At 61.1% G+C, this 16,782-nt stretch carries 16 protein-coding genes; 6 read left to right on the forward strand and 10 right to left on the reverse strand.

The window, feature by feature from the left end; translation table 11 throughout:
• Positions 1 to 3 precede the first annotated feature (3 nt).
• The 5 genes from KHO41_RS26290 to KHO41_RS26310 all read right to left on the reverse strand — a co-directional run bounded on the left by KHO41_RS26290 (position 4) and on the right by KHO41_RS26310 (position 5,678).
• The gene (locus KHO41_RS26290) at positions 4 to 999 is read right to left on the reverse strand and encodes a Dyp-type peroxidase (protein WP_211956186.1); all 996 of its coding nucleotides are present in this window, start codon (positions 997 to 999) and stop codon (positions 4 to 6) included.
• A 197-nt stretch (positions 1,000 to 1,196) separates the two neighbouring features.
• Positions 1,197 to 3,476 (reverse strand): FdhF/YdeP family oxidoreductase, encoded by a 2,280-nt coding sequence (locus KHO41_RS26295; protein ID WP_211956187.1) that lies wholly within the window; start codon positions 3,474 to 3,476, stop codon positions 1,197 to 1,199.
• Positions 3,365 to 3,928, reverse strand: coding sequence for a hypothetical protein (locus KHO41_RS26300; protein ID WP_211956218.1), 564 nt, complete (start codon positions 3,926 to 3,928; stop codon positions 3,365 to 3,367). The genes KHO41_RS26295 and KHO41_RS26300 overlap by 112 nt, the downstream gene beginning before the upstream one ends.
• 1 nt (position 3,929) lies before the next feature.
• Positions 3,930 to 4,910 (reverse strand): tyrosine-type recombinase/integrase, encoded by a 981-nt coding sequence (locus KHO41_RS26305; protein ID WP_211956188.1) that lies wholly within the window; start codon positions 4,908 to 4,910, stop codon positions 3,930 to 3,932.
• Between the two features lie 375 nt (positions 4,911 to 5,285).
• On the reverse strand, positions 5,286 to 5,678 hold the full coding sequence (locus tag KHO41_RS26310; protein WP_211956189.1) for a hypothetical protein: 393 nt from the start codon (positions 5,676 to 5,678) through the stop codon (positions 5,286 to 5,288).
• Between the two features lie 452 nt (positions 5,679 to 6,130).
• Here KHO41_RS26310 and moaA point away from each other — a divergent pair, with 452 nt between their 5' ends.
• Positions 6,131 to 7,231 carry a GTP 3',8-cyclase MoaA gene (gene moaA, locus KHO41_RS26315; RefSeq protein ID WP_211956190.1) on the forward strand — a complete coding sequence of 367 codons (1,101 nt, stop codon included), beginning with the start codon at positions 6,131 to 6,133 and terminating at the stop codon, positions 7,229 to 7,231.
• Between the two features lie 149 nt (positions 7,232 to 7,380).
• Here the strand turns inward: moaA and fdhD are convergent, their stop codons facing one another.
• Positions 7,381 to 8,253: a formate dehydrogenase accessory sulfurtransferase FdhD gene (gene fdhD, locus KHO41_RS26320; RefSeq protein ID WP_211956191.1), complete on the reverse strand. Its 873-nt coding sequence runs from the start codon at positions 8,251 to 8,253 to the stop codon at positions 7,381 to 7,383.
• An 809-nt stretch (positions 8,254 to 9,062) separates the two neighbouring features.
• On the opposite strand from fdhD, the gene KHO41_RS26325 reads away from it, so the two are divergent.
• Both KHO41_RS26325 and KHO41_RS26330 read left to right on the forward strand, forming a co-directional pair.
• Positions 9,063 to 9,383 (forward strand): hypothetical protein, encoded by a 321-nt coding sequence (locus KHO41_RS26325; RefSeq protein WP_211956192.1) that lies wholly within the window; start codon positions 9,063 to 9,065, stop codon positions 9,381 to 9,383.
• A gap of 114 nt (positions 9,384 to 9,497) precedes the next feature.
• Entirely contained in the window at positions 9,498 to 9,935 is a 438-nt protein-coding gene (locus tag KHO41_RS26330) for a GreA/GreB family elongation factor (protein ID WP_211956193.1), read from the forward strand.
• Between the two features lie 502 nt (positions 9,936 to 10,437).
• On the opposite strand, the gene KHO41_RS26335 is transcribed toward KHO41_RS26330, so the two are convergent.
• Entirely contained in the window at positions 10,438 to 11,049 is a 612-nt protein-coding gene (locus tag KHO41_RS26335) for a LuxR C-terminal-related transcriptional regulator (RefSeq protein WP_211956194.1), read from the reverse strand.
• A gap of 151 nt (positions 11,050 to 11,200) precedes the next feature.
• Here KHO41_RS26335 and KHO41_RS26340 point away from each other — a divergent pair, with 151 nt between their 5' ends.
• Entirely contained in the window at positions 11,201 to 11,836 is a 636-nt protein-coding gene (locus tag KHO41_RS26340; protein WP_211956195.1) for an isochorismatase family protein, read from the forward strand.
• 168 nt (positions 11,837 to 12,004) lie between these two features.
• Positions 12,005 to 13,255 (forward strand): MFS transporter, encoded by a 1,251-nt coding sequence (locus KHO41_RS26345; protein ID WP_244874031.1) that lies wholly within the window; start codon positions 12,005 to 12,007, stop codon positions 13,253 to 13,255.
• Between the two features lie 145 nt (positions 13,256 to 13,400).
• Here KHO41_RS26345 and KHO41_RS26350 read toward each other — a convergent pair whose 3' ends face one another.
• From KHO41_RS26350 to hpaC, 3 genes are all read right to left on the reverse strand, one after another.
• Positions 13,401 to 14,819, reverse strand: a complete 1,419-nt coding sequence (locus tag KHO41_RS26350) for an MFS transporter (protein ID WP_211956197.1) — start codon at positions 14,817 to 14,819, stop codon at positions 13,401 to 13,403.
• A 113-nt stretch (positions 14,820 to 14,932) separates the two neighbouring features.
• Positions 14,933 to 15,124 carry a tautomerase family protein gene (locus KHO41_RS26355; protein ID WP_211956198.1) on the reverse strand — a complete coding sequence of 64 codons (192 nt, stop codon included), beginning with the start codon at positions 15,122 to 15,124 and terminating at the stop codon, positions 14,933 to 14,935.
• A 239-nt stretch (positions 15,125 to 15,363) separates the two neighbouring features.
• On the reverse strand, positions 15,364 to 15,861 hold the full coding sequence (hpaC, locus tag KHO41_RS26360) for a 4-hydroxyphenylacetate 3-monooxygenase, reductase component (protein WP_211956199.1): 498 nt from the start codon (positions 15,859 to 15,861) through the stop codon (positions 15,364 to 15,366).
• Between the two features lie 254 nt (positions 15,862 to 16,115).
• On the opposite strand from hpaC, the gene KHO41_RS26365 reads away from it, so the two are divergent.
• Complete coding sequence (locus tag KHO41_RS26365) at positions 16,116 to 16,751, forward strand: response regulator transcription factor (protein WP_211956200.1); 636 nt, start codon at positions 16,116 to 16,118, stop codon at positions 16,749 to 16,751.
• Positions 16,752 to 16,782: the final 31 nt, after the last annotated feature.

Genomic DNA, 16,782 nt, shown 5'->3' on the forward strand with positions numbered 1-16,782 from the left:
GAATCAATCGGATTCCGATGCGCTCTTGAGGGAGCCGATGCTCAGCGATCCGTCGGGCCGGCGCTCGGCGAGCGCCTCCAGCAACGGCGCCGACGGAACGAAGAACAATGCGCCGGTCATAGCCTGGCTGAAGTCCAGCAAACGATCATAGTTTCCCGGCGGACGCCCGACGAACATGTTCTCGAGCATCTGTTCAATCGGCGCCGGCGAGCGTGCGTAGCCGATGAAGAACGTGCCAAACTCGCCCTTGCCGGGCTGTCCGAACGGCATGTTGTCACGCAGAATCTTCACCTCGGCGCCGTCCTCCTCAATGGTAGTCAGAGAGCTGTGCGAGCACGACGGCTTCACCGCCGCATCGAGTTCTATGTCCGATAGCTTGGTACGGCCGATGATTCGCTCCTGAGCCTCGACAGTCAGGTCATTCCAGGCCGCCATGTTGTGCAGGTACTTCTGCACGAGCACGTAGCTTCCGCCTGCAAATGCCGGATCCTCGTCGCCGACGATGGTCGAGAGTACCGCCTGGTTGCCCACGGGATTCTCCGTGCCATCGACGAATCCCACCATGCTGCGCATGTCGAAGTAGCGGAAGCCATGCACTTCGTCGACCACCGCGACGGCGCCTGCCAGTCGGCCTGTCAGTTGGGTCGCCAGTTCGAAGCACAGGTCCATCTGGTCCGCGCGAATATGCAGGAGGATGTCCCCTGCCGTGGCTATGGCACGCCGAGCGCCGCTGCCAAACTCGCGGAACGGATGCAGCAACGCCGGTCGCGGCTGCCCGAACAGGCGGTCCCACGCCTCCGATCCGAAACCACAGACACAAGAAAGGTTGCCGCCCTGCACACGCTTTCCCACAGCGCGAACCAGAGCAGCGACATCCGCGCACCAGGCGCGCACCACAGCGGCGGACTCCGCGCCTGGCGAAAGCGTGGCGACGATGAAGATCGCGCTACGTGTAATCGGGCTGCAAACGGCTTGGGGCTCAGGGGTGTTATCTGGCATTGGATCGATTGCGAAGTGTCTTGTCCCCGACGATGGGGAACGAAATCAGTGCCAACGGAAGGACGCGCATGTATAACCATGGCGCGGGGAACACTACTTTTGATCTTTCCCTTGACGGAAAGCGCAGCTCGCCGCCCGCTGATGACGGGCGAGCGAGCTCCACATGCCCGACGAGTATCAACGACTCCCGACAGGCTTCATGTCGCTTCCGCGCGCACCACGCGCACGGGAATCGACTTGTAGGACGGTGTACCGCTTTCCTTGTCGATATAGTCGAGCGGAACCAGTACGTTTGCCTCCGGATAGTAGGCTGCTACCGAGCCCCGCACGATATTCTCGTACGCGATCGCCGTGAGCCCTTTCAGCCGAAGTTGCCGGCCTGTCACGATAGTCTCGATGTCGACGACGTCCCCATGCTCGAGACCGCGCGCCGTCATGTCCGATTCATTCATGAACAGCACGTCGCGTCGCCCGAACACGCCGCGATAGCGGTCATCCAGCGCATAGATCGTGGTGTTGTACTGGTCGTGGCTGCGAATCGTCATGAGGCGGAGGACGTTCTCCCCGCCAAGAACATCTGCGTCTTCCTTGACCCCGCCATACACCGAGAAGACCGCCTTGCCTGAAGGCGTCGGCCATTTGCGCTCGGTCGGCGGAAGCGGCAGACGGAATCCACCCGGTACGCGGATGCGGTCATTGAAACTATCAAAGCCCGGCACCGTCTTCTCGATCAGGTCGCGGATCCTGTCATAGTCGGCAATCAGGTCCGGCCAGGCCACCTTTGTGTTCGGCAGTGTGGCCTGCGCTATGCCCGCGATGATCGCCGGCTCGGAACGCAGTTGTTCGGACGCCGGCGTGAGCTTCCCGGCCGATGCGTGGACCATCGACATCGAGTCCTCGACGGTCACCGACTGCGGACCGTTGGCCTGCACATCAAGTTCAGTCCGCCCCAGGCACGGGAAAAGATAGGTTTCTTTTGCAACCAGCAAATGTGTCCGGTTCAGCTTCGTCCCAAGATGCACACTGAGGTCGAGGGTCTTCATCGCCGGGAACGACTGATCGGAATCCGGTAGCGCCACGGCGAAGTTTCCGCCGAGGCATATCAGGGCTTTGCACTTCCCGTCGATCATGGCCTGTGCAGTCTTGACGGCATCGCGTCCATGCCCCCGAGGCAGAGAGAATCCGAACACGTCCTCCATGCGCTTCAGGAAGTCTTCCGACGGCTTTTCCGTAATGCCGACCGTCCGGTTGCCCTGTACATTCGAATGCCCGCGCAACGGACATATACCGGCACCGGGCTTACCGAAGTTCCCACGCAGGAACAGCAAGTCAGCAATCAGCCGGACATTCGCGGTACCCCGGCAATGCTGGGTGACACCCATGCCGTAGGTCACGATGGTCGCATTTGACTCCGCATAGAGTTTCGCGACTGCCTCCAGGTCCGCCCGGGCAAGACCGCTTGCCTTCTCAATATCCTCCCATGAGGTCGTGTCCAGGTCGGCCGCGAATGCGTCGAAGCCCTCGGTGTAGATGGCGATGAAATCGCGATCGAGGATATTTCCCTGGGCCGCGTCCATGGCCAGAAGCGCCTTCATGATTCCCTTGAGTGCGGCCGCATCCCCGCCTGCGTCAACCTGATAATAGGTCGACGCGATCCTGGTCGATCCGTACGTCGCCATTTCCAGCCAGTTCTGGGGATCGGCGAAGCGTTCCAACGCGCGTTCTCGCAGCGGATTGAACACGATAATCGGGACATTCCGCCGCGATACTTCATGCAACGTTCCCATCATGCGCGGGTGATTGGTACCCGGATTATGTCCGATCGAAATGATCAGCTCGCAATGATCGAAGTCGTCCAGTGAGACCGTGCCCTTGCCAATGCCAATCGACTGCGGCAAGCCAACGCTGGTCGGCTCGTGGCACATATTGGAGCAATCGGGAAAGTTGTTTGTCCCGTATTCCCGTGCCAGTAACTGGAACAGATAGGCAGCTTCATTGGAAGCCCGACCGGAAGTGTAGAAGTCAACCTGCTCCGGTGACAAGCCGCGGAGAATCTCACCGATCCGTGCAAATGCGTCCTCCCACTCCACCGCGCGAAACGTGTCCGTCGCACGGTCGTAGACCATTGGATGCGTAATCCGCCCCATGTCCTCGAGCTCAAAATCGGACATCTGCAGCAACGATGACACCGTGTTGCTCGCAAAGAACGATGGTGGCACCCGCTTGGTCGTGGCCTCCCATGTCACGGCCTTGGCACCGTTCTCGCAAAACTGGAAGGTGGACCGATGCTCCTTGTCGGGCCAGGCGCATCCCGGACAGTCAAAGCCATCCGGCTGATTGGTGCGAAGCAGCGTGATGGGCGCCTTCACGCTCTCCATCTGCAGGCGAATTGCCTGCGTTGTTGCGCGAAGCGCACCCCACCCGCCAGCGGGGCCGTCGTATGGCCGGATACCGGGGACTTCTCGTCGAATAGCCATGCTTGCTCCCATAAGCATTCAGCACAACCAGGAGTCGAAAATCGACTCACCTTTCTCGCCTGTTGCTCGGCTGGAGGTAAAGATAGCGCGTCCCGGTTCGCGACAGCGTCGTTGTTACAAATAAAGATTTTAAGATGGAAGAAAGTGAATAATCCCCCACTCACATTTTCCATCGTATATAAATTTCTTTCACCGTATATAAAAATCAGATCGATCACTAGCGAGAAACGCAATTGCGACCTGCACTTTTGCCGCATATATATGCTTCGCATTACGATACCAATACAAGAATAGGCGAGCAGGAATATTCGAGAAATCCCGTTGCGTTCGTCGATTTGCAACGGCCCGCCCTTCCACCCTTGCGCGGCGAAATCAGCATGGAAACCTACAGTTTGACGGCGATGGACCTGGCCCGCCTGCAGTTTGCCTTCACCTTCACAGTCGGCTTCCATATCACAGCATTGTGCACGCCGAATCGGTCGCATGACCGTCATCACCGTCCCGAGCATCCGTCACGGCGCTGCCGTTTCGTCGGGGTCTGATTGTGGCCATGATGCGGTCGCAGGTATGGTGACTTGACAGGCCTAGCAACTCCGACACGCGGTCACGGGGCATACCGGCAAGCAGCGCGCGCCGACAGTATGTATTTCTGAGGATCCGCGGACTCATATCGGCGGCTTCATAGCCGATCCTGTCGAACGCCTCTCGAACGATGTTACCGAGGCTCATGTCGGTAATAGGCTTTCCGCTGGCACGCGTGGCGAAAAGCAGGTCGCCTCCAATCGGAAGCGTCTGGCGCCGCGCTTTCCATGCACCGAGGGCGTCAACAGCGAACGCCTCCAACGGAATAGTCCTGGCAGGCCGTCCGCGACCGGTGCCAGCAACCAGGTGAGGGGCATCGCCGGCAGGGTGCAGATCGTGCAAGGCCGCTGCCCGCCCTTCGGCAGCTGTAATACCGGTACCCAGAAACAGGCCGACGACCGCTCGCACGCGAAGGGTGGCAGCATCGCCGCCACCATCTGCCATGACGAAGTCCTGCAGCCGCAGGTCGACGTCTTCCGGCAGATACAGCGGAGGATTTCCCTGGCCTGACCAGCCCGCATCACTCATCAGATCGGCGGCGGGGTTGTCATCCCTGAGGCCAATCTCGACAAGATACCGGCATAGACGACTCAGCAATTGCAGATAACGCGTGCGTGTTTCCGCGGCGTAAGAAGTGGCCTCCGACTGAAGCCAGAACGCTTCGATATGCTTGCCACTGAAGTTCGCCACCGTGACGCCGTGGGAAACGAGATGCCGATGGAATCTGTCCAGCATGGCGCGATGCTGGATGATCGACTGCGGCGCGAAGCCACGGGCGGCTTCGCTGGCGCGTTCCTGGTTCTGCCAGGCAGCATAGGCGAGAGAAGGATTCCTGAGCCACAGATTACGCATTTCTGACTATCCACTTCGAATGCAGCGGAATGCTTCGCCGCGTCGTGTGCAAGTCGCGAAGAGACAAGGGACGTGCCGCATTTCCACACTGACAGTCATTGCGACTTCCCGCTGCGGCGGTACAAGTCAGACCACGACTCATACCGTCTTATCTACTTCACATCCGCACTGGGACACTCGCTATGCATGCGACGCCTATGCGTTAAGCGGAATAGTAGGCAACCCACATAAGCCCTCGGGAGTACAGTTGCACGGTCCCGTGAACAGAACAGTTATCGCGCGCGCCGGTCTTTGCACTCTGTTCCTGATCAAGCATCGGCGGCCGCAAGGGGGCACCGAAAAAACGACCGATATGCGGTGTCTCGCTCCAAAAGCTCACGCAACCCGCTTCAGGGATCGCAGTTCATCAGCGATAAAAACGCGGGCCATGGTGACCCATGGAAATCGGAATGGAGTGCCAGGACGATAGAACGAAATCATCGGAAAATGACCGTCAAGAATGCACCTGAAGTGACGGACGCCCTTCTGCGGATGCTCTGCCATGTAGCTGGCCCCGTGGACCAGTTCGAACTCGACGGGCCCTTGGTGGAAGCGCATGCTGGAGATTGACATGCCTTCGGTCTCATCCGATGCGGCGAGGCGTTGGACAAGCCATTCCTCGAATGCCAGCGTCGTCTTTCCATCGCCTACGTCCACCAGCCACTGGTCGAAGCGCGAGCACGGCGGCGAGATCGCATCCAGGTTGATTGACTTACAGTTTCTATTCATTCAGTGCCTTCCGTGCGAGTCTGCGTGTCATGCATCGCGACCTTCTTCGCACGGCAAGAACGCCGACCGGATAAGTCGATATTGGCGTTCTGGAAAGGGAAAACGATTGCATCTCCCAGAGCGGCCTGGAGACGTGGTCTGTGCATCTCAGGCATTCCTGAGCATGTCAAGGTTGGATACGGGCAGCGCAGGCGCGACGGCCAAAGCGACGTTCTATCTTGTGCGTCAAAAAGCAGGTTGCAGCAACGCTGAATGGGTCGACTGTACCTTTAGCCACGGATCACGCAGCAGTACAGTTCATTTCCTTAGCGGGGAGAACAGTGGCGAGTAGAACTGTTCTGCTATCCGCAGTCGCCATTTGTACCCTTCGCGCGCAGCCTTTCGTTCCTACCATGGCAGCATTGGCATGGTCTCCGGGCCACGCCGACTGCCATCGCCTAAGGGAGAATTCCATGCAAGCAGCGCTTGTTGCACCTCCGCCTATCGTCAGTCGCCAGTTGAATCCCCCGCCCGTGTTGGCACCGGCCGCCTGCCGCGACCAGCTCGACCGTCCGCTGAAGGACCTGCGCCTGTCGGTAATCGATCAATGCAACTTTCGCTGCACTTACTGCATGCCCAAGGAGCGATTTGGCCGTGACTACCCGTTCCTGTCGCCCGGACAACGGCTGTCCGACCGCGAACTGCTCCAGATCGTGCGTGGCTTTGTCAGCCTTGGCGTGGAGAAGGTGCGCCTGACCGGTGGCGAGCCGCTGCTGCGCAAGGGAATCGAGTCTTTGGTGGAAGGCATTGCCTCCATGAGCTCGACCACGGGGCGGCCGGTGGAAGTGGCGATGACCACGAACGGCAGCCTGCTGGCGCGCAAGGCACGGTCACTGCGCGACGCGGGGCTCAGGCGCGTGACAGTCAGCCTGGACAGCCTGGACGACCGTACCTTCCGCGCCATGAACGATGTGGACTTTCCCGTCCAGCGCGTACTCGAAGGCATCGATGCCGCCTGCGCGGCTGGCCTGGCACCCGTCAAAGTCAACTGCGTGGTCGAACGCGGCACCAATGACGGGCAAGTGTTGCCATTGGTCGAACACTTCCGCGGTAGCGACGTAACGCTACGTTTCATCGAATATATGGATGTGGAGGGGCCGAGCGCATGGTCGAGATCCCGCGTGATGCCCTCCGACGAGATCCGGGCGATCGTCGAACGTGCGCATGCGCTGGTCCCGGTGGTCCGGCGCAGCAGCGAAACAGCAAGCAACTTCCTGCTGGCGGACGGCAGCCTGAAGGTGGGCTTTATCTCCAGCGTGTCGCACCCCTTTTGCGGCGATTGCACCCGCGCGCGCGTGTCCGTCGACGGTCGCCTCTTCCTGTGCCTGTTTGCGACCGACTCGATCGACCTGCGCTGCCAACTGGCGGCAAGCCGGCCGGCCGAAGCCATCGCGGACGCCGTCCGCGATGCATGGCAGGCTCGCGGTGACCGCTATTCGGAGTTGAGAGAGGAGCGCCGCGCGAATGGCAAGCGGCAATACCCGACGGTGCGGATGTCGCTCGTAGGCGGCTGATACGCCTTGCTCGTGAGCATTTCCACCAGCGCGCGCTTCTTCTCGTCAGGCATCTGGAAGCCGAGCGGATTCTGGAGATGGGGCATGACCATGCAGGCGGCGACGTTCTTCGGCCGCTGTCGCAAAGATTGCCTGCGCTTCGTCGAAGGTCAGCATGGCCCCTCTCCCTCCATCAACGCCCGGACTTCCGGACCGTAGGCGCCATCAAGGGCCGCGCCCGTGTACTCAACGTAACCGTCCTTGCGGCAAAAACTGAGCAGCCGCAGGCCAGCCTGTTCGGCAATCCGGATCGCCAGCGATGTGGGGGCCGAGATCGTTGCCAGCATCTGGATGTCCATGCGCGCGGCCTTGCGTACCAGTTCATAGCTGGCACGACTGGACAGGAAGACGAACCCACGATCCATGGCGACTCGCTGCATTGCCAAGTGGCCGATCAGCTTGTCCAGGCCATTGTGGCGGCCGACATCCTCGAAGACATGCAAGATCTCACCGCGGACATCGCACCAGGCTGCAGCATGGACGCCGCCCGTCTCTTGCATCAGCCGCTGATGCGAAGGCAGTGCGGCGACGGCACGGCCGATCATCTCGCGTGTCGGCTCCATTCGTGTAGCGGGCGCGCGCATGCGTGCGGGCTCAAGGTCGAGCAGTTCCAGGCTCTCGATGCCGCAAACGCCGCAGCCTGTGCGGCCGGCCAGCGCGCGCTTGCACGCCCTCATCGCGGCGAAGGCCTGTTCGCTGATCTGGAGGTGTACTTCGGCACTGTGCGCGTAGACCCGTACGTCGATGTCATGGATTTGCGCATTGTGGCTGACGATGCCTTCGGTCAGCGAGAAGCCCACGGCAAACGCTTCGAGATCCAGCGGCGTGGCCATCATCACGGCATGCGAGATGCCGTTGTACACCAGTGCCACCGGGAGTTCTTCCGCCACGTTGTCGGTGGCGGGGTTCGCCCGGCCGCCCTTGTGCCGCACGATGCTGCGTGCGGCATAGCCGTCGTGTTCAACCTGTTCGGTGCAATCCATGGATGCCTCACAAAGATTGATGGGGTGCCGGCACCTTGCGGGCGCAGCCGGGACATCGTGGGAAGCTGTTGCAGCCATGATAGCCAGCGGCAACGGGGTACGAGGCATACAGTTGCGCGGCTTCGCGCCACCTACAGACCCGGACAGCAGGTGCGGCGACGCCGGCTTGTTCGTGCCGATCGCCCTGCACGTTCGAATGCCCGCGCACGGGCTGTTGCCGCGCATCATCTTGCCGAAACCCCGGGTAAACCCCGCGCGGATTTGAACATGCAGGTCGTGCCCTTTTCTCCTGAAGTGGATATGATGGCCTGAACCTCGTTCCCAAACTTGTTCAGAGGGTCCTGGATGATGGACAGCACGGTGCGCGCTTTCGAAACATCGTACTCATGCAGCCTGAGTGCGCAGCCGTTCCTGCCGTTTGCGGCCGCACCATCCCAAACCGCCCGCACACTGACCACTTCGTGCCGTCTTGCCAACAGGCGGCCACTCCACGGCGTAGGTCTCGCCTGCCTCTATTAATCCGGAGCCGGTCAGGACGCACTACGCGTCTGACCGGCTCCGGAACTCCCTCCTCGCGACCTGTCCCGGCTTTGCCTGCGCGGACTTGCAAACCCATCTGCGTCACCACGATTGCTGATGGCCGGCCCTTTCTCCATCAAGCCGGACGTCAGGTCGCACATCGCACGGACACACGCCGCAAGGCGTGCATAGTTCCACTTTTCGCGCACGGTGCTCTGCAATTGAGTGTCGTGGGTCGAAGCGTCGTATCGGCCCCGGCGGCCGCGGCGCATGGCGACAGGAGCGTGATCATGCATCGATTACCGTTTGCCCAGGTCTCGGTGGCCCGGCAAGTCAACCTTGAAGTTCTCAGAGGCGCAGCAGACGTGCTGCGGCTTACTGAGACGGCATTCGCGCAGTACGAGACGCTGCTGCGATGGAATCTTCATTGGGTGCGCGGCGCCTTTCCCAGCTCCTGGGAATGCGCAATGCAGTTGCTGGCGATGCACAGGCCCCGGGACATCCTCGCGTTGCAGACGCTCATGATGCAGATGGCTAGTGGTGAAACCCATCACTCCGCGCAAGCGCGCGCGTTCCACAACGGCTCGCACGCTGCAAGCACATCAACGTAGTGGAAGTCACGGCAGACGGCAGGCCAACGCATCGCTCTGCCGAGCGTTGAACGTGCGGCCCTGAAGGCAGCGCGCAAAAGGTCGCTTACCGATTTACCCCCCGCTGACGCAGATATGGAGAGTCCAATGAATACGAAGCCAATCATCACGGAACTCGATGCAAGCCGACTCAGGGCACGTGCCAGGATGGCCACCGCGAGGCCGCAGTACAGCGCCGCGTTGGCGCGCTTTCTATCGGCGGCGGATGTCGTACCGGCCGCCAGGTTTCCGGCGGATGCCATCAGCATGTTCACGACTTTTTGCTGCGTGGATCTGTCGAGGCACCAGAGAATGGTCTGGACTATCAGCTATCCGGAAGAAGCAGATTTTTCGCTCGGCCGCATCTGCGTGTTCTCGCCGCTGGGCATCGCATTCCTTGGCACACGACGAGGCGGAGTTTCCGAGTGCAGGCCCGCGCTGGAGATTTCCTTGCGCTTCATTGTCCAGGACATCCTTTTTCAGCCGGAATCTGCCGGCGTGCCGGAATTGAACAGGTGCCGCTCCTGCCACTAACGGCATCCTGATTCGTCCGACGCCTGCCTCGCCAAGAGCCAACTGCGTAAGGCCTTGGCCTTTGCCTCGCCATTCCCGGCCAATCCCCTATTGCAAAGGCAGTCGACAAAATGAACAATTGAGCAGCAGAGAAGGGAGATACAGGATGGAAATGCGTTGGGAGAAGCTGTACAGCAGTGGCCTGGGGGAATTTCATCGATCGGATCGAGCGATATGTCGACCCGTGCGGCGCTCGAGCAGGCTTAACAGGCTCTGGGTCAGCGCGATAGTGGCGATGGTGGCCATACTGGCAATCGGCGGCGCACTGGTTTTCATTTAGTCTTTGGCGAGACTCGGGCGAGCCTTACCAGCCCGGCTCAACGCTCGAAACTCCTCAACGCTCCGACGAGTGGCCCGGAGCGTTTTGAGGCAGCGGAGCGGCGGACACTTCCGGTCCGGCTTCAGCCGGCTCGACGACGGCGAGCCGATCGTCTCGCCGCCTTCGGGTCGTCACCTTCCATGCTCAGGACAGCAGCTTCTCGATCAGCTCTGGGGTGCTCGGCACATTGAACTTGCGCAACAGTCGGCTCCTGTAGATCTCAACGGTCCGCGGACTGATGCCAAGGGCTTTTCCGATCTCCTTCGCGGTCTTGCTGTCGATCAGGAGGGTCGCCACGTCGCGTTCACGGCGAGTCATCGCGCTGCGCGCCTGCGAATCGATCTGCCACACACCTTTGGCTTTCGGCTGCCCAACCGGGACGCCGTCGTCATTGGCCATCTCCACAAACATCCATAGGGCTTCGGCGTAGGGATCGTCGCGATACTCGCTCGCGCCCGCGACGTTGACCCAGAACAGCTCATCATCCAGGCGCTTCATTAGCCGCGAGTCCGTGAAACGCCCGTGTTGCGCGAGTATCGGAATCACCCGCTTCCCGAATCGTTCGAAATCGACCTGGTTCGGATACAGCACCCGCACACTCTGTCCCACGAGCTGTTCCCGTGTGGCGCGGAACATTGACGCGAAGGCGAGATTGCAGTCGATGATGATGCGCTGTCGCGTGATCATCATGGCGGCGGGCATATGGGCAAATGCGCGGCTGTAATCAACAGCGTCCTGAAGTGCGGGCTTTGTCATGTTCATTGCTTTTGCATCCCGGTATAGCGCACACGGCAGCGCCAACTCTAGGGGATCTCCTTAGGTATCCGACACGTATTGCTGTAAGTATATAGGGGTCCTAGACTTCCTGGCATCAGATCGATGTTCTTTCAACCCAGGAGGTACAAACATGGACGATTACAAGAATCGCTCTTACGGCGCTGTAGAGATCGGCATGCACGGCAAGGTCGGGATCGTGGTGATCGACTACCAGATGGCGTTCACCGACGAGCAATACCCACTCGGTGGTGCGCCGCTGGTCATGCGCGGCCTGCAGAACACGGCACGGCTGCTCGACGTGGCGCGTCAGCACAACGTGCCTATTGCCAGTTGCTTCACTGCGTACAAGTCTGAGCGCGACATGCCCCACTGGAAGATTTCGGCAGTGCGCGAGCAATTCCGGCTGGACCATCCCAGCTCGGAACTGGATCCGAGGATCTACGACAAGGACTATGACGTCGTTGTCTGCAAGTTCGGCCCGTCAATCTTCCATCAGACACCGGTCGTGCCCTACTTCATTCGCGAGGGCGTCGAGACCGTGATCATCACTGGTTGCAACACCAGCGGCTGTATCCGTGCGTCGACGATCGACAGCTTCCAATGGGGCTTTCGTACCATCGTCCCGGAGGACTGCGTCGGCGATATCGAGGAAGGTCCGCATCGGGACAATCTCCGCGATGTCGGTCGCCGCTATGCCGACATCTCGTCGGCTGACGAAGTGATCTCGTACATCCAGCGCACGTCCGGTCGCCGGGATCGCGCCTGAGATTGCGCAATGAGCGATGCCGGGGCGCGACCGTGGCAAACCATGGTGCCCCCGTGCATTGCGCACCAGGTGCGGAAAAACATACGGAGGTTGCGAATGGAAAATGCTATTTCAACTGCTGCGACGCCTGCGCGACAGGCTGATGTGGCGAAGATCAGGAAAATCGCTGTGGCGAGCGTCATAGGCACCACGGTGGAATGGTATGACCTGTTCATCTTCGCCACAGCATCGGCGCTCGTCTTCAACAAGGTGTTCTTCCCCAGCTTCGACGCGCTGGTCGGAACGCTGCTCGCGTTCGGGACGTTCGCTTCTGCCTATGTTGCACGCATGGTCGGAGCAGCCATATTCGGCCATTTCGGCGACCGTCTGGGGCGCAAGTCGATGCTTCTGATCTCGCTGGTCGTGATGGGCGCCGCCACGTTTTGCATCGGACTGCTGCCTGACTACGCGACGATCGGTATCTGGGCTCCGGTGTTGCTGCTTACGCTGCGAGTCATACAGGGACTGGCACTCGGCGGCGAATGGGGCGGCGCAGTGCTGATGGCGGTCGAACATGCCCCTCCGGGTAAGCGGGGATTCTATGGCTCCTGGGTGCAGGTCGGTGTGCCCGCCGGCACGTTGATCGCCAACCTGGCGTTTCTGCTAAGCGCATCGGCGCTGTCGCCCGAAGCGCTGCTATCCTGGGGCTGGCGCATCCCGTTCCTGGCCAGCATTGTGCTGATCGTCGTCGGCTTGCATATTCGCTTGCACACGTCGGAAACGCCTGCCTTCGACAAGGTGAAGAGCACTGGAGGGCCGGCGCGCCTGCCGCTCGCGGAAGTGTTCAGAAAATCCTGGAAGCAGGTGATCCTTGGCGGCGTGGCTACCATGTCGACGGGGGCTTCGTTCAACCTGCTTGTGGCATTTGGCCTCACCTATGGCACGCAATCACTGGGACTGACCCGCGACGCCATGCTGCTGATCGTGCTGTTAGCGTGCGCCGTCTGCATCGTCATGCTGCCGCTGTTCGGGTGGCTTTCGGACAAGGTTGGCCGCAAGCCGGTAATCATTGGCGGCATCCTTGCCGAGGCCGTGTTCGCGTTCCCGTTCTTCTGGCTGATGGACACGAAGGACGTCGTCTTCGCCATTGCCGGCTACCTGCTGATGATGGTCGCCTTTGCCGCCAACTATGGTCCTATCGCCACGTTCCTGGCGGAATTGTTCGGGGCAAGGGTGCGATACTCGGGTCTATCCATGAGCTACATGCTATCGGGGTTGCTCGGTAGCGCAACAACGCCTCTCGTTACGACTGCACTGCTATCGATGACCGGACGCGGCTCGTCGATTGCCTGGTACATGATCGGCGCTGCATTGCTGTCGGCTGTGGCACTGCTGTTGCTGGCCCGGCATCTGGAAGCCGACCCGCATCACCAGCATTGATTACGCAGTTTGCCGTCCTCGAGGGCATCCGATAGACCTGACGCCGAACGCGGGCTTACCCTCCGCGCTGACGGCATCATCGTCTCCAGGATGCAGCCTGCGACCGAGAAGCGCGTGCCGCCAGCCGCTTCGAGACCGCACTCGGCTAAGCTTCCAGCGCATGTTTGGGGGTGGCGCGCTTCCCGGAGGCGCCACTGCGCGCGAACGTGACCACCACGAGCGCTCCGACCACCAGCACCGCTGCCGCGTACAGCAGGCCGGACGTGAAACTGCTGGTGACGTCGCGCAGGTAGCCGATGATGACTGCGTTCAGTGCAGCACCGACAATGCCGGCAGCATTGATGAACGCGATGCCGATGGCCCGATGATTTGCCGACATGACAAGATCGGGCAGCGTCCAGAAGATCGTCATCGCTGCATACGCGCCCGCCGAAGCCGCGCACAGGCCAGCAAGCTTGACCAGCGGGTCGGCGGCAAACGAGGTCAGTCCCCAGCCGGCGGCCGCGAACAGCATCGGCAGCGCGACGTGCAGACGGCGCTCCTGGTGCTTGTCGGAGCGGCGTCCCCAGACAACCATCGCGACGATGGTGCACACGTGTGGCACGGCGGTCAGCATGCCGATGGCGAGATCGCTGCTGCTCTGGTTGAAGCTCTTGACGATTTGCGGCACCCAGGTACTGATCATCCCCAGCGTGTTCACCAGCAGAAAGTAGGCGACTGCCAATTGCATGACCGGCAGCGAGAACAGCGCCTTCGCCAGCGACACCTCCTTCCCCCCTGCCTTCCGGACGGGACTGCTGGCGGCGTCTCGCGCCATCATCGCCGCGAGCCGCGCGCGCTCGGCGGGGGTCAGCCACTTCGCTTTTTCCGGCGTGTCATCCAAATACATCCAGACCACGATGCCCAGCAACGCCGACGGCAAGCCCTCCAGCATGAACAGCCATTGCCAGCCGTGCAGTCCATGCAGGCCGTCCAGCTTCAGCAGGTAGCCGGAGACGATGGCGCCAAGCGCCGACGTGACCGGCATGGCGATCATGAAGAAGGCGTTGGCGCGCGCGCGGTGCGCCGACGGGAACCAGAACGTCATGTACAGCAGCACGCCAGGCAGGAAGCCCGCTTCAGTGATGCCCACGAGGATGCGCAATATGTAGAGGCTGTTGGCATCCCAGGCGAACATGGTCGCTGTCGACGTGAGCCCCCACGCCACCATGATGATGGCGATCCAGCGGCGCGCACCGAGCTTGCCGAGCATGATGTTGCTCGGAATGCCGAACAGGATGTAGGCGCCGTAGAACACGGTCGACGCCAGGCCGAAGGCAGTGGCCGTGAGCCCGAGGTCACGCCCCATCGTCAGGCCGGCAAAGCCGATGTTGATCCGGTCCAGGAACGAGAACACGAACAGGACGAACAGGAAGCCGATCAGTCGGCGGTAGATCTTTCGGACAACGGCTTCGTCTGCCGCGGCATCGGCCGCATGAGGTTTAGGGGATTCCCGCCCTTGCCGGGGCTGCGATACGGTGGGAACTGGTTTGGCTTCGATCGTCAGATCGCCATCTGCTCTCATGACTTGTCTCCTTATCCTTGGTGGATGGCTGACGCGATGGCTGAAGGTGGCTTCCGCCTTTTCTCGGACCGTCGTGCGGGGGCCCAGCCTCGCGCGTTCTGTGCTCTGGACTGCTAGCGGCCCAGCGCCTTGGCGGTCTGGCCGCCGATGGCGTAATCGGTCTTCGGCACGTCGAGGAACATCACCCGGACCGACGAGCGGTCCACCCCCAACGTATTGACCGCGGCATCGGTGACCTCCGTGATGAAGGCCTCTTTTTGCGCCGGCGAACGGCCCTCGATCAGGTAAATCTGCATGACTGGCACTGCGTCATCTCCTTCAGTGGTATTCGGTTGGCCCCGGTTGGCCTCGGTTGCCTTCAGTTGGCTTCGGTGGGTAGCCAAGCGCAGGTTATGGCGTACCGCGAACGGGCGATATTGGGTCGCGATTGCGCCTGCATGAGGGTTCCCGCAGGGGCCTTAGGTATTTCCTTTAAGCAGGCAACTCGTGTGCGCCGATGCACGACGGGACGCCTCTGTCGGCACGCGGCGTGCGAGCCGCACGGCTATCGCTCGCGCTGCACGCGGTGGAAGTCGCGGTTGAAATAAACCAGCCCTCCGCCCTGCTCGCTGACGGCGATGCGGTCCAGCGTGACGAAGACCACCGAGTGCGAACCCACCTCCTTGCAGTCGCTGATGCTGCCCTGCAGCTTGACGATGGCGTCCCGCAGCGCAGGCTGATCGGCCTCGCATTCGTCCCAGATGTCCCAGGAGAAGCGGTCTTCCATCGACACCTTGGTCATGCCGGCGAAGTGCTTCGCAAGCTCCTCCTGGTCACTGCTCAACACATTGACGCAGAGACGGCCATTGCGCTGGAAGATGGCGTGCGAGGCACTGCCGCGATTGACGCAAACCAGGATCGTCGGCGGCGAGTCGGTGACGGAGCACACGGCACTGGCGGTGATCCCGCACCGTCCGCCCGAACCCTGCGTGGTGACGATATTGACCCCGGCGGGCAGGTGGGCCATGGCCTGGCGGAATTCAGTTTGATTGACGGCGTTCATGGGGGCTCGCTACTTGCGGCGTTGTCGGCTTGTGTCAAAGCGTAGGGCAACGCCCCTCTCGACCGCTATCCATGGGAGCTACCCGGATTCGCAGGGTTGTGCCCCAACCTCTACGTGTTTTCTTTATCGTGCGGCGGGAGTGCTTGGTGTACGCTTCAGACCTAAAGCACCCACGAGAAAGGCCACATAAGAATGGCCGCAGGAGATACCCTCCGTCGGGACCCATCCAGCATCGCCACAAAAGCCGCCCCGTCATGACTGCTTTATCCGCAATCGTCTACATCGTTGACGATGACAAAGAACTTCGCACCTCTCTGGCCTGGCTCCTCGAGACAGTGTCGGTCCAGGCCGAGTGCTTTGCCGGCGCGCGCGAGTTCCTGGCCGCCTACGATTCCAAGCGGCCGGCCTGCCTGGTGCTCGACGTGCGCATGCCCGAGACAGGCGGCTTCCAGCTCCAGGAAATCCTCAACAAGCAAGGCGCGACGCTGCCGATCATCTTCGTTTCCGCGCACGGCGACATTCCGATGTCCGTGAAGGCGCTGCAGAACGGCGCCATTGACTTCATCGAGAAGCCCTACAACCCGCAGCAGATGCTCGAGAAGATCCAGGGCGCGCTGAAGCAGGCCGTCCAGTTGCACGACTCAGCCGAGCAGCGCCAGAAGATCCGCGCGAAGCTCGACAAGCTCACCACGCGCGAGCAGGAGATCCTCTGCCGCGTGCTCGACGGCAAGCCAAGCAAGATCATTGCCGACGAACTGCACATCAGTGTGAAGACCGTCGATGTCCACCGCACCAAGATCCGCGAGAAGCTCGGCGTGGTCAGCACGGCCACGCTGGTGCGCGAGGTGATGGAGGTGTGGGCGTCGTCGATGACCGAGAAGCCCGGCTGATCCAGGCTGGCACGCTGCCCGCGAGGGACGC

Origin of the sequence: Cupriavidus numazuensis (assembly GCF_905397435.1) — a bacterium.
Lineage (GTDB): Bacteria > Pseudomonadota > Gammaproteobacteria > Burkholderiales > Burkholderiaceae > Cupriavidus > Cupriavidus numazuensis.

Coding starts and splice junctions, on each gene's coding strand:
- KHO41_RS26290 (WP_211956186.1), bottom strand. CDS start 999: ATGCCAGATAACACCCCTGAGCCCCAAGCCGTTTGCAGCCCGATTACA.
- KHO41_RS26295 (WP_211956187.1), bottom strand. CDS start 3,476: ATGGCTATTCGACGAGAAGTCCCCGGTATCCGGCCATACGACGGCCCC.
- KHO41_RS26300 (WP_211956218.1), bottom strand. CDS start 3,928: ATGGAAGCCGACTGTGAAGGTGAAGGCAAACTGCAGGCGGGCCAGGTC.
- KHO41_RS26305 (WP_211956188.1), bottom strand. CDS start 4,910: ATGCGTAATCTGTGGCTCAGGAATCCTTCTCTCGCCTATGCTGCCTGG.
- KHO41_RS26310 (WP_211956189.1), bottom strand. CDS start 5,678: ATGAATAGAAACTGTAAGTCAATCAACCTGGATGCGATCTCGCCGCCG.
- moaA (WP_211956190.1), top strand. CDS start 6,131: ATGCAAGCAGCGCTTGTTGCACCTCCGCCTATCGTCAGTCGCCAGTTG.
- fdhD (WP_211956191.1), bottom strand. CDS start 8,253: ATGGATTGCACCGAACAGGTTGAACACGACGGCTATGCCGCACGCAGC.
- KHO41_RS26325 (WP_211956192.1), top strand. CDS start 9,063: ATGCATCGATTACCGTTTGCCCAGGTCTCGGTGGCCCGGCAAGTCAAC.
- KHO41_RS26330 (WP_211956193.1), top strand. CDS start 9,498: ATGGAGAGTCCAATGAATACGAAGCCAATCATCACGGAACTCGATGCA.
- KHO41_RS26335 (WP_211956194.1), bottom strand. CDS start 11,049: ATGACAAAGCCCGCACTTCAGGACGCTGTTGATTACAGCCGCGCATTT.
- KHO41_RS26340 (WP_211956195.1), top strand. CDS start 11,201: ATGGACGATTACAAGAATCGCTCTTACGGCGCTGTAGAGATCGGCATG.
- KHO41_RS26350 (WP_211956197.1), bottom strand. CDS start 14,819: ATGAGAGCAGATGGCGATCTGACGATCGAAGCCAAACCAGTTCCCACC.
- hpaC (WP_211956199.1), bottom strand. CDS start 15,861: ATGAACGCCGTCAATCAAACTGAATTCCGCCAGGCCATGGCCCACCTG.
- KHO41_RS26365 (WP_211956200.1), top strand. CDS start 16,116: ATGACTGCTTTATCCGCAATCGTCTACATCGTTGACGATGACAAAGAA.